The organism is Geminocystis sp. NIES-3709 (assembly GCF_001548115.1).
GTDB lineage: Bacteria > Cyanobacteriota > Cyanobacteriia > Cyanobacteriales > Cyanobacteriaceae > Geminocystis.
Map to the genome: position 1 here is coordinate 3,828,557 of NZ_AP014821.1, position 13,095 is coordinate 3,841,651.

Annotated in this window: 11 protein-coding genes; 10 read left to right on the forward strand and 1 reads right to left on the reverse strand. The window is 33.4% G+C overall.

Translation table 11 applies throughout. The features are described 5' to 3' along the window. Positions 1-133 precede the first annotated feature (133 nt). The 10 genes from GM3709_RS16320 (at position 134) to GM3709_RS16365 (ending at position 12,313) form a co-directional block, all read left to right on the forward strand. The gene (locus GM3709_RS16320) at positions 134-2,302 is read left to right on the forward strand and encodes an EAL domain-containing protein (protein ID WP_066121255.1); all 2,169 of its coding nucleotides are present in this window, start codon (positions 134-136) and stop codon (positions 2,300-2,302) included. Between the two features lie 137 nt (positions 2,303-2,439). Further along, the gene (gene kaiC, locus GM3709_RS16325) at positions 2,440-4,131 is read left to right on the forward strand and encodes a circadian clock protein KaiC (RefSeq protein WP_066121258.1); all 1,692 of its coding nucleotides are present in this window, start codon (positions 2,440-2,442) and stop codon (positions 4,129-4,131) included. Positions 4,132-4,154: 23 nt separating this feature from the next. Continuing rightward, entirely contained in the window at positions 4,155-4,481 is a 327-nt protein-coding gene (locus GM3709_RS16330; protein ID WP_066121260.1) for a circadian clock KaiB family protein, read from the forward strand. A 23-nt stretch (positions 4,482-4,504) separates the two neighbouring features. Beyond that, positions 4,505-4,855 carry a circadian clock KaiB family protein gene (locus GM3709_RS16335; protein ID WP_066121263.1) on the forward strand — a complete coding sequence of 117 codons (351 nt, stop codon included), beginning with the start codon at positions 4,505-4,507 and terminating at the stop codon, positions 4,853-4,855. Positions 4,856-5,237: 382 nt separating this feature from the next. Next, the gene (locus GM3709_RS16340; RefSeq protein ID WP_066121264.1) at positions 5,238-7,553 is read left to right on the forward strand and encodes a hybrid sensor histidine kinase/response regulator; all 2,316 of its coding nucleotides are present in this window, start codon (positions 5,238-5,240) and stop codon (positions 7,551-7,553) included. 137 nt (positions 7,554-7,690) lie between these two features. Next, on the forward strand, positions 7,691-7,891 hold the full coding sequence (locus GM3709_RS16345) for a DUF2862 domain-containing protein (protein ID WP_066121266.1): 201 nt from the start codon (positions 7,691-7,693) through the stop codon (positions 7,889-7,891). Between the two features lie 80 nt (positions 7,892-7,971). After that, on the forward strand, positions 7,972-9,072 hold the full coding sequence (locus GM3709_RS16350) for an ArsA family ATPase (protein WP_066121268.1): 1,101 nt from the start codon (positions 7,972-7,974) through the stop codon (positions 9,070-9,072). Between the two features lie 215 nt (positions 9,073-9,287). Then, positions 9,288-10,610 carry an FAD-binding oxidoreductase gene (locus tag GM3709_RS16355; RefSeq protein WP_066121270.1) on the forward strand — a complete coding sequence of 441 codons (1,323 nt, stop codon included), beginning with the start codon at positions 9,288-9,290 and terminating at the stop codon, positions 10,608-10,610. Positions 10,611-10,612: 2 nt separating this feature from the next. Next, positions 10,613-11,443 carry a carbohydrate ABC transporter permease gene (locus tag GM3709_RS16360; protein WP_066121272.1) on the forward strand — a complete coding sequence of 277 codons (831 nt, stop codon included), beginning with the start codon at positions 10,613-10,615 and terminating at the stop codon, positions 11,441-11,443. A gap of 60 nt (positions 11,444-11,503) precedes the next feature. Continuing rightward, a complete protein-coding gene (locus GM3709_RS16365) occupies positions 11,504-12,313 on the forward strand; it encodes a DUF3598 family protein (RefSeq protein WP_066121274.1) in 810 nt (269 codons plus the stop codon). A 192-nt stretch (positions 12,314-12,505) separates the two neighbouring features. Here the strand turns inward: GM3709_RS16365 and GM3709_RS16370 are convergent, their stop codons facing one another. Further along, entirely contained in the window at positions 12,506-13,036 is a 531-nt protein-coding gene (locus GM3709_RS16370) for a type IV pilin protein (protein ID WP_066121276.1), read from the reverse strand. Positions 13,037-13,095 lie beyond the last annotated feature (59 nt).

The window sequence follows — 13,095 nt, forward strand, 5'->3', positions numbered from 1 at the left end:
GATTGTGATAAATGATTAGAGCCAGATATTGATGCTATTTTTGGCAAAGAATTAAACACAAAAGATTTTAGAGATTTATGGTTAAGTCCTGATGTATTAATCCAGTTTTATTGATTATTGGAGATGTTTGACTGTGAATAATTTTGCCAACGGTAGTATTTTAATTGTTGACGATGCACCCGATAATCTGCGCCTTCTCCGAGATACTTTACAAGAACAAGGGTATAAAGTTCGTTCCTGCACTACGGGAAGTATGGCTTTAAGAGCTGCGTGTTCAGCCCCAACTGATTTAATTTTACTTGATATTAAGTTACCTGACTATGATGGTTATGAAATTTGTCGTCAATTAAAAGCTGATGAGAAAACTGCTCCTATTCCTATCATTTTTTTAAGTGGACTTAGTAATACTTTTGATAAAATTCAAGGATTTACCGTTGGTGGGGCCGACTATATCACTAAACCATTTCAAATTGAAGAAGTATTAGCACGGGTGGAAACTCAGTTATCTATCCAACGACTGCAACAAAGTCTTGAGGAAAAAAATCTGCATCTTACGGAGGAAATCGAAAAACATAAACTAACCCAAGAAGCCCTTTTTTTTGAAAAAGAATTAGCTCAGGTAACTCTCAAGTCTATTGGAGATGCTGTAATTACCACTGATGCAAAAGGTTATGTTACTTATCTTAATCCGATCGCTGAATCTCTTACAGGTTGGAATGAACAAGAAGTTCAGGGATTGCATTTATTTGAAGTTTTTAGAATTGTTAATGAATTTACTAAAAATCCAGTACAAAATTCTATTTTTGAGGTTTTAGATCAAATTAAAATAGTTAATCGGACTCAAGATACTATTTTGATTAAACGTAATGGCACAGAAATTCCTATTGATGACTCTGCCGCCCCTATTCAAGATAATCATGGTAATATCATTGGTGCAGTAATTGTGTTTCGGGATATAACAGAAGTTCGTAATTTCACCAGTCAACTTTCTTGGCAAGCCAGTCATGATTTTCTCACAGGTTTAATTAATCGTTCTCAATTTGAAGAAGAACTGGAAATAGCGCTTAATTCTGTCAAAAATGAGCGTCAACATCATGTTTTGTGTTATTTAGACTTAGATCAATTTAAAGTTATCAATGATACTTGTGGTCATGTGGCTGGAGATGAATTATTGCGTCAAGTAGCAAAAATATTACAAGGACGAATTCGTGACAGTGATACTTTAGCACGTTTAGGAGGAGATGAATTTGCTTTTTTATTACATCAATGCTCAGTGGAAAAAGCCATTGAAATAGCGGAAATTTCTAGGGAAATGATTGAAAAGTTCCGTTTTTCTTGGAATAATAAGACTTTTAATATTGGTGTGAGTATCGGGGTAGTAGCGATCGATTATCATATGAATGATAAAAATACTGTTATGGGTATAGCTGATGCTGTTTGTTATGCCGCTAAAGGTAGAGGGCGTAACTGTGTCCAAGTATATCAAGCTAATGATTATGAATTACTTAGACAACGCAGAGAAAGACAATGGGTAATCCAAATTCATCAAGCCTTAGAAGAAAATCGTTTTTGTCTCTATTATCAAAAAGTTATTCCCGTTCAACAGGGTAAGCCCATTTATTATGAAATTTTATTGCGGTTACTAAGTGAAAAAGGTCAATTAGTTGCTCCCGGAGTTTTTATGCCATCAGCAGAACGTTATGAATTAATGCCGGCGATCGATCGTTGGGTGATTAGTACTTTTTTAAGTAAATATCACGATTACTATCATCAACATTGTCATCATCATAATTATTCTCATAATTTATATGCTCTTAATATTTCAGGAGCAAGTATTAACAACGATCATTTTCTGGATTTTTTACAGCAACAATTAGAACAAGCAGAAATACCTATTGATACCATTTGTTTTGAAATTACAGAAAGTACAGCGATCGGCAATTTTGACCAAGCTTTGAAGTTAATTAATCAACTCAAACAATTAGGTTGTCGTTTTGCTATTGATGATTTTGGCCACGGCATGAACTCTTTTGACTATATTAAACATTTTCCCGTTGATTATTTAAAAATTGATGGTAGTTTTGTCAAAAATCTGGTTAATAGTGACATTGATCATGCGATCGTTGAAAGTTTTAATCGTATTGGTCATGTCATGAATTTGCAAACCATAGCGGAGTTTGTGGAAAATAAGGTTATCCTACAAGAACTAGAACTGATGGGAATAGATTACCTTCAAGGCTATGAAATTGCCAAACCAGTTCCTTTTGAGTTTGAATATACGATCGAGATTAACAAAAATTAATGAAAAAAGACCCCTTTCAACAATAAACAATGAACAATGTACAATTGATAGTTACCTCTCTTTACCGATAGTTTTATGGTTCATCCTTGGTAAAGTATTTAATTCATAGTAACCCCAAAACAACATTTCAAAATATTATGGAAGACTACCAAAATCAAGAATTGTCGAAAAGTCCTACAGGAATTCAAGGACTCGATGAAATTACGGGAGGCGGTTTACCCAAAGGCAGACCAACTTTAATCTGTGGATCAGCCGGTTGTGGTAAAACTTTATTCGGAGTAGAATTTCTCGTGCGAGGTGCCACTTTATATGATGAACCCGGTATTTTAATGACTTTTGAAGAAAGTCCCGCAGAAATAACAGAGAATGTGGCTTCTTTGGGATGGAATTTGAATCAATTAATCGCCGAAGGAAAAATGTTAATTGATCATGTCTATATAGATCCTAGTGAAATTCAAGAAACAGGAGAATATGATCTCGAAGCCTTATTTATTCGTCTCGGTTACGGGATTAAAAAAATCGGTGCTAAACGGGTGATGTTAGATACCATTGAAGTTTTATTTTCTGGCTTATCCAATGCCAATATTGTTCGATTAGAATTACGCCGTTTATTTCACTGGTTAAAATCTCAGGGTGTTACCGCTATTATCACTGGTGAGAGAGGAGATAATACTTTAACCCGTCAAGGTTTAGAAGAATATGTTTCTGACTGTGTAATTAAACTAGAACAAAAAACCGTCGAAGAAATTGCCACCAGAACAGTACAAGTTATTAAATATCGAGGTTCTCGTCACAGCAATAACGAATATCCTTTTTTAATAGAAGAAACAGGGGTTTCTGTATTACCCATAACTTCTTTAACCTTAAATCATGAAGTTTCTAACGATCGAATCTCCACAGGAATTAAAGCACTAGATGATATGTTTGGTGGGAAAGGTTACTATCGAGGTAGTAGTATTTTAATCACGGGTAAAGCAGGAACAGGAAAATCCACTCTTGCTGGTCATTTTGCCCAAGCCACCTGTTTACGAGGAGAAAGATGTTTATATTTGGCCACAGAAGAATCACCTCAACAAATTCTCCGTAATATCGCCTCTATCGGAGTCCATTTATCTACCTATGTGGATCAAGGTTTATTGCAATTTGATGCTGTACGCCCCAGTAATTACAATTTAGAAATGCGCTTGTTCAAAATTCATCGTTGGGTACAAGAGTTTAAACCAAAAGCAATAATTATTGATCCCATGAGTAACTTAATTTTAATGGGAAGTATGATACAAACTAAAAATTTTGCCATGCGTTTAATTGATTATCTCAAAAGTAAGCAAATCACCCTCTTATTTACAGATTTAACCCCGGGTGATGTTCAGCAGGAACAAACCGAAATTGGTGTTTCGTCTCTTATGGATACTTGGATAGAACTGCAAACTCTTAAAGTTAACGGAGAACGAAATCGTATTCTTTATGTTTTGAAATCGAGGGGAATGAGTCACTCAAACCAAGTTCGAGAATTTATTATTACCAATGAGGGTGTAAACTTGATAGAAGTTTATTTGGGTGAGGGCAGAGTCTTAACAGGAACAGAACGTATTAATCAAGAATTACAGGAACAATTAACTATCAATAAAAGAAAACATAATCTTGAGCTGAAAAAACGACAATTTGAACGGGAGCAACATTTGTTACAAGCTCAAATAACGGCTTTGCAAATGCAATTATCCAATCAAAATGAAGAATTAGCTTTGATGATCGAAGAAGAAGCAGAACATCAAAAAATGATTCTGGAAAACCGAAAATTTATGAAAGAATTACGTCATCTCAATCCATAACAAAAATGTATTAGGAGAAAAAAATGGTAGATAATTTATCAAACACTGAAACCTCAAAAAGTTCTGCAACTTGGCAACTAAAATTGTATGTAGCTGGACAAACCCCTAAATCTCTGGTTGCTTTTTCTAATTTAAAAAAGATTTGTGAGGAGTATCTTCAAGGAGAATATACTATTGAAATTATTGATTTAACTCAACAACCTTCTTTGGCTGGAGATGATGATATTGTTGCTTTACCCACCCTAGTAAGAAAGTTACCATCCCCTATTAAAAAAATTATTGGGGATTTATCGAATACCGAAAAAGTTTTGGTAGGATTACAAATAGTTTCTTTGACTGGTCAAACATAAGGAAATATATAAATTTAGATAAAATGATTGAACCAGAAAAATTAAACGAAACTACAACTGATCTATTTGAGCAAAGTCTTTCGGAATTGCCAGAAAAGTGCTATTTACTGCGACTTTATATTGCAGGAACAACGATGCAATCTCTTAATGCTTTGCAAAACATCAAAAGAATTTGTGAAGAACATCTCAAAGGACGATATGAGTTAGAAGTTATTGACATCTATCAAGAAACAGAGTTAATGATCGAGGAAAATATTATTGCTGTCCCTACTTTACTTAAAAAATTACCTTTACCTTTACAAACATTAATAGGCAATTTATCAGATACGGAAAAAGTTTTAATTGGTCTTGATCTTCTTCCTAAAAATATTTAATTTAGAGATAAAATAATTATTAACGATAGAAAACAGTATTAGGAATTAATTTAAAAGGTAGGAGATAGAAGATAGTAGTAATAATTGATTTAAACATTAGTCAAATTGATATTAGATAATTATTTACGCTTATTTAATTCTTTTGTTAAGGTAAAATGTGCTTATCTACCACTCTTAAACCCTTATTAATAATAAGGTTTCTAACATCGAACTCAGCTGAAGTAGCTTAAACTCAGATGTTGCATCAGTACAAAAAAACCAACGAAACAAAACAGGAAAAATTAATTCTTGTCAGTTTTCCCTTTTTCCTTTCGTCACTGAACTGAGAACTTATGATCAAGGTGCAAAATCTAAATTAAAAATATAATTGAGAGGGAAAATGATGAATGATTCAGCAGCAACGATCGAAAATTTACACCAAGAAGTTAAGACTGTACGTCAATCATTAGCCGATACTCTCGATAAATTAAAAATAGCAGAAGAAACTTTACAAGCAATTCATTCTGGTGAAGTGGATGCGGTAGTGGTTGCCACTAAACAGGGAATGAAAATTTTTACCCTCCAAGGAGCAGATCATATTTATCAACGTTTGGTAGAACAAATGGGAGAAGGGGCAGCGACAATTTCCAATGAAGGCTTAATTTTATACAGTAATCAGAGATTATCAGAACTTTTACATTGTCCTTTAAAAAATGTTATCGGCTCTGAATTACAAAATTTTATTGCTTTAAAGGATCGAAAAGTATTTTCATTGCTCTTACAACACCTTCAACCAGAGGAAACTTTCACGATCGAACTATCTTTAATTAGCGCGACAGAAAATAGAGAAGTACCCGTTCAATTATCCCTGAAACAATTTAACATAGACAAACTTTTAGTTAATAGTATTATTATTACTGATATTACAGAATCGAAAACAAAAGAAGCGACTAAACTTACTCAGATTCTCAACAGTGCAATTGTCGTTATTTACAACTTTCGTATTTTTATTGATGGTACTTTAGAAATTGATTCTTGGGGTGGGGGTACAGAAAAAATTTTTGGCTATAGTTTAGATGTCGTCAAAGGAGATTCAAACTTGATTTGGAGGAATATTTTATCCGAAGATCGAGAAAATGCGATCACCTCATTAATCAAAAATATTCAAAGTGGTAATTCTGGGGTAATTGAATATCGTTTTTGTCATGGTGATGGCACAACTCATTGGCTTAACTCCAATCATGTCGGACAATGGGATGAAGTTCAAGACTGTTGGACTGGAATTGACATTATCACTGATATTACCGAAAAAAAACAACTAGAAAAACAGTTCTACCATGCTCAACGGTTAGAGAGCTTAGGAACTTTAGCCAGTGGCATAGCCCATGATTTTAATAATATTCTTACCCCCATTTTGGGAGTTAGTCAATTATTACCCTTAACATTTCCTAATCTTGATGAAAAAGGACAACGATTATTAAATCTTCTTTCTGGTAGTGCTAAACGTGGAGTTGATTTAGTCAAACAAATACTGCTTTTTAGTCGAGCCACAGAAGGGCAATGTGTAGCCTTACAATTAGGATATGTACTTTTAGAGTTAATCGGTATTGCTCAACAGACATTTCCTAAATCAATCAATATTTCAGCGGAAATCCCTACAAGAGAATTATGGACAATCTTAGCCGATGCGACTCAAATGCACCAAGTATTTATGAATCTGATGATTAATGCGAGGGATGCTATGTCAGAGGGAGGAAATTTGACTATCATCGCCGAAAATTATGAATTAAATGAACATGATGCTAACCTCAACTTAGAGGCAAAAGCAGGTTCTTATGTAGTTGTCACGATTGAAGATACAGGTATGGGTATTCCTTCAGATTTATTAGAACGAATTTTTGATCCCTTTTTTACCACAAAAGATGTTGGTAAAGGCACAGGATTAGGATTATCAACGGTAACAGGGCTTGTTAAAAATCATGACGGTTTTGTAAAAGTTTATAGTGAATTGGGCAAAGGTGCAAAATTTCAGGTCTTTTTACCAGCTATAGAAGGAGAAGTGAGCCTAACAATCTCAGAAGAAATATTACAAAAAGGTAACGGAGAGTTAATTTTAATTGTTGATGATGAAACATCTATTCAAGAAGTAACCAAAATTTCTTTGGAAAACTATAATTACAAAACGATCGTTGCTAATGACGGCATCGAAGCAATTTCTTTTTATGAGAAACATCAACAGGAAATCAGTGTTATCTTAATGGATATGATGATGCCTAATTTAGACGGTATTACGGCAATTCGTAGCTTAAAAAAGATTAACCCTCAAGTTAAAATTATTGCAAGTAGCGGACTCATAGCTAACCGTGAATTGGCTTTAGAAGCTAATGTCAGCACATTTTTGTCGAAACCTTATACCGTTAAACAATTATTGCAAACTTTAACGGAGATAATAGGGGGGAAATTAGAAAATATCCATCAAACTTCACTCAAATCGGAAACACATTTTTCAGATCCTGAAATCTTAAAAGAGGCTTTAAGAAATATGCCTCCTGAATGGTTAAAACAAATGTACGATGCAACTTATTGTGTTGATGCCGATGTGATGTTGGAATTAATTGCACAAATACCCCCTGAAAAGATAACTTTGGCTAATGCACTGAAAGATTTAGTAGATGATTTTAATACAGATATTATTATGAATTTAATTGGAGTCTGCTGAAAAAATTCTTGGGTGAGGGTGAGAATGAGCAATAAGAAATAGACAATAGTTTTATCTGTTAATTATTTATTACCAAGAAAATGGGCAAATTCCGTTAAAATGGAGAGTTGTTAATTAAATGAATATTAGAAATTATCATGGAAGTAGGACAAAAAGTTAAAATTTGTCGTCTCAAAGAAAAAGTAGCTCCTGAAATTATTGAAAAAGCACAACAAGGGCAACAAGGAATTATCAAATCCTTTAAAATGACTGATGGTAGTGGTGTGGGTGTATTTGTAGAATTCCCGGATTCTAGTACTAATTGGTTTTTTGAAGATGAAGTACAAGTGGTTAATTAGTAATTAAAAAATAGAGAAGACAGAAGACAGGTGGACAGATAAACGAGGAGAAATTTAACTATCAACTATCAACAATTAAAATGGTTTTTATTGTCACATTCTTAGGGAAAGGAGGTATCGGTTGCACAACAACAGCGATCGCCACGGCCAGAAAATATGCTAGTCTGAGTAAAAAAGTGTTATTAGTTGTCCAAGATTCTACTCCATCTGTTTCTTTAATGATGGGAGTCGAAGTTAAATCAACTATTACCGAGATAAGTTCAAATTTTGACGCAATTCAGCTACAAACCAGTCAATTATTGGAAAATAGCTGGGAAGAATTGAAAAAATTAGAGGCTAAATATCTACGATCGCCTATACTCAATAATATATTTGCTCAGGAATTAGCATTATTGCCCGGTATGGATGACGCATTAGCCTTAAATTATCTTCGAGAACAAGAGCAAACAGGAAAATATGATGTTATTGTCTATGATGGCAAAAGTAGTCTTAACACTCTAAGAATGTTTGGTATTCCCGAAACTCTTAGTTGGTATATTCGTCGAGTAAAAAATTTACTGGAAAACTCAGATATTATCAAAGCCTTGTCACCTTTTGTACAACCTGTTACCAGTGCAGTATTAAATGTTTCGTGGAGTAGTGACAATTTTGCAGATGAACCCACAAATGAAGCTAATCAGATTTTAGATCAAGGAAAAAATGCTATTAATAATCCTGGTAAGGTAGCCGCTTTTCTGATAACTAATTCTACCCCAGAATCGATCGCCACAGCGAGATATTGGTGGGGCAGTGCGCAACAAATCGGCTTAACAGTGGGAGGAGTGTTACTTAATCAAAGGGAAATTACTCCTGAAATTGAAAACGCATTCAATCTTTTAACTATTAATTCTATTCCTGATATTTCATCAACAAATTTAGGAGAATTATCTTCAGCACTTCCTGATTTTCAGAAACAAGCCTTAAAAGCACCATCTCCATTAACTATTGATACGAATAATAAAGAAGTTAAAATATTTTTACCCGGATTTGATAAAAAACAAGTCAAATTAAGTCAATCTGGCCCCGAAATTACGATCTCTGCGGGTGATCAACGTCGTAATATTTTATTACCACCACCATTAAAAGGACAATCTGTAAAAGGTGCAAAGTTCCAAGATGCTTATTTGGTAGTAAGTTTATAAAAACTGATGATAGATCGTTTTGTTTATCAAGAGTCTCTAAAACAGAAACTTTTATTAACTTTTTGTAAGTAGGTAAGTATAATTAATTGTGGATTTTATTTAGAGTTAGCCCTTGATAACAATGGGTTTAAACTCATTGCCTATTATATACAATTGATCATTGTCAACTGTCCATTCCTTATTCCCTATTTATATAATTTAATTAGGACTATTATATGACGATCGACTATTCATTAATTATCCAAGAATTAAATCCGATTAAAATCATTCAAGAAACGGCGCAAGTTAAAGAACTTTCTTTAGACTACTATTATTTTAGTCCTATTTTAGAAAAAAAATTACAAGATAAAATAGCAGATTTAATTGTTATTCCTACCAGTGAAGAAGAAGTCTTAAAAGTCGCTCAAATTTGTGTTAAATATCACATACCTTTAACAGTTAGAGGTGCTGGTACAGGTAATTACGGACAATGTATTCCCCTTAATGGAGGCATTGTTTTAGACATGACTGAAATGAAAAAAATTAAATGGATAAAATCAGGAATAGCTTGTGTTGAACCCGGAATCAAAATGAGTATTTTAGAAAAAGAAACTAAAAAACAAGGATGGGAATTACGCATGATTCCTTCTACTTATAAAATAGCAACTTTGGGAGGATTTATTGGCGGTGGGAGCGGTGGAATTGGATCAATTAATTATGGACAATTAAGAGATAGAGGAAACTTAAATAGAGTCAGAGTTGTTACTTTAGAAAAAGAACCGAGAATTATTGAATTACAAGGAGATGAAACCCAACAAATTAACCATGCTTATGGTACTAATGGTATTATTACTGAGTTAGAGATTCCTTTAGCACCTAGTTATAATTGGGTAGAGATAATTGTTATTTTTAAAGATTTTCTTTCCGCTTTAAAATTTGGTCAGACTTTAGCAGATAGTGATGGAATAGTTAAAAAACTAATTAGTATTCATGCTAACCCTATTGCTAACTATTTTAATTCTCTTAACTCTTATATTTTAAACGGAGAAGATTGTGCTTTATTAAGTGTAGATGAAAATTCATTATTTGCTTTACAAAAATTAGTAAAAGAATTTGAAGGAAAAATTACCTATCAAGAGAATTTAGAAAAAAATAAGACCTTTAGTTTAATTGAATTTACATGGAATCATACCACTTTTCATGCTCGAAAAATTGAGCCTAATATAACATATCTACAAACGTTTTTTTTCAGTTTAGAAAAAGTAGAAGAAATGTATAATTATTTTGGTGATGAAGTAATGATGCACATAGAATTTTTAAGGGTAGGAGGAAAAGCTATTCCGGCTGGTTTACAATTAGTAAAATATTCCACTGAAGCTAGATTAAATGAAATTATAAAATACCATGAAGATAATGGTGCTTTTATTGCTAATCCCCATACTTATATTTTAGAAGATGGTGGAAGAAAACACATCGAACCTGAACAACTAAAATTTAAAAAAATGGTTGATCCTTATGGTTTAATGAATCAAGGTAAAATGCGTAGTTGGGAAAGTTAAAAATGACTAAAAAAAAGTCGATCGAATATATTATCATCTATTTTTTGTTAGTGGTAATAGCCTTGTCAATGTTATTCCCTTTACTATGGTTATTAAGTACTTCTTTCAAGTCGGCGGGAGAAGATATTTTTAGTTTTCCACCGCAATTTATTCCAAAACAATTTACTTTTGAAAACTTTAGTTTAGTTTGGCAAAATTATCCTTTTGGTCGTTATTTACTTAATAGTACAATTACCGCAGTTTTAACGGTAGTATTAAATTTATTATTTTGTTCCTTAGCCGCTTATCCTTTAGCAAGACTAGATTTTAAGGGAAAAAATATCATATTTGCTCTAGTAATTGCTACTATTATGATCCCTTTTCAAATAGTAATGATACCTCTTTATATTTTTGCAGTTCAACTAGGTTTAAGAAACAATTATTTGGGCATAATTCTACCTCAAATTGCTTCGGCTTTTGGGATATTTTTATTGCGACAAGCCTTTCAAGGTGTACCTAAAGAATTGGAAGAAGCGGCTAGAATGGATGGCTGTAGTGAACTTGGTATTTGGTGGCATATTATGTTACCTGCGGTTCGTCCTGCTATTATTACTTTAGCAATTTTTGTATTTATCGGTTCATGGAGTGACTTTTTGTGGCCTTTAATTATTCTCGATCGACCTGAGTATTATACATTGCCTTTAGGAGTAGCTGGTTTAGCTAGTTCATTGGACTTAAATTGGCGTTTTATCGCCGCAGGTTCAGTAATTTCGATCGTCCCTGTTCTGGTATTATTTTTATCATTACAAAAATATATTATTCCCACTTCTGCTAGTAGCGGAGTCAAGGGATAATTGAGAGTTGAAAGTCAAAAGTTGATAGTTAATCCCTTATTTTAATTACTAATTATTTTTATGTCTCAATGGTCATATTTGTTAAAAAATATTGGTGTTTGGCAAGGATCATTTACTCAATTTTCTCCTGATGGTGTCTTTGTGAAAAATACTCCTACAGAAGTTACTTTAGAGAGTTTAAATGAAGATAAAACGATTCGTTTAACTGTTAATCGTCTCGAAGGAGATAATCCTCCTCATGTCAATGAATTTACCTATCTGAATCGTAATATTTTCCTTTTTGAAGAAGGACATTTTGCTAAGGGTTCTCAACAGTTTAGTCCATTTTCGATTTTTGGTGCTGAATATGGCTTTTTAATAGACGATCGACGTTTAAGAATGGTACAATTGTTTGATAGAGAAAGTAAATTAGAACCAATCACCTTAATTCGAGAGTTTCGGGCAAATGGTAATGGCGTTGAACGATCGAGCCTTACGATAGAACAATTAGAAGGAGAATGGCAAGGAGAAGCCTTCAGTTTATATCCAGACTGGCGAAATAGTCAACCTTATCCTACTTATTTAACTATCAAAAAAGAGGAAAATAAAGTAATTCAGACTTTAAAAACACCAGAATTAAACTTAACTTCTAAGGGAATAATTGAGGGAAATACAATCACTTTTTCCGAAAATAATCATGATATTAGAGTGTTATTATTACCCGATGGAGCATCTTCTACCACTCCTCTAAAAATAGAAAATCGTCAACACTTTTTTTTAGAATGTGGTTGGTTAGTTGAACCTAATTTAAGACTGCGTTTAATTCGTCAATATGATAATGAAGGAAGATGGACTAATGTAACTTTAATTAAAGAGAAAAAAGTTAACTAAATTTACCTTATGTAAATCAATACGAGATTAGAAATAATTTACTAGCTTTATATAGTGGTTGTCATCTCGACTATAATCGTGGTAGCAATGGCGTAATGTTACATCAGTCAATTTTCCTTGTTGAATTCATTAAAAAACCCCTATTTGGGGCTGAATTACAAGAAGAAAAAACAAACTATTAAATTAAATTATTTATCTGACAACAACACTGGCGGCAGGACAAGCATCAACAATACCAGAAGGGGTTAAGTTAGTGGGAACAGCTAAAGAATCAGCGATCGCATCACTTTGGCAAATTACCTGACCATATTGACCGGAAGCATGAGCGATACCACCGGAATAAGCACGGGTACCATCATTAGCCGAATTGGTATTTGCTGGTGCAACAGTTGCACTAACACCAGAAGAAGCAGCAATACCAAAGTTAGGACCGTTGGTGATATATTCAGTAGGGATAACAACTCCTAAGTTGGCAGTAGTAGTAGCAAATGCCTGACGCTCGAAGTGATAAGCCTGTTGAGAGCGGTTAACAGTACCAGTTGCATTTTTGATTTCAGTCTCTCTAGCTTTACCAACTTGTCCTAATAAGTTGGGGAGAGCAACGGCGGCTAATACACCGATAATGATTACTACCACTAATAGTTCAATTAAGGTAAAACCTTCACTGTTAGCTTTTTTGTTGCGGAGGTAGGATAAATATTTTAAAGTTACTTCGGGTTTCATAATTTAAACCTATAATTATTATTATCTTATATTACCCAAAATCTAAATAAACCTATCAT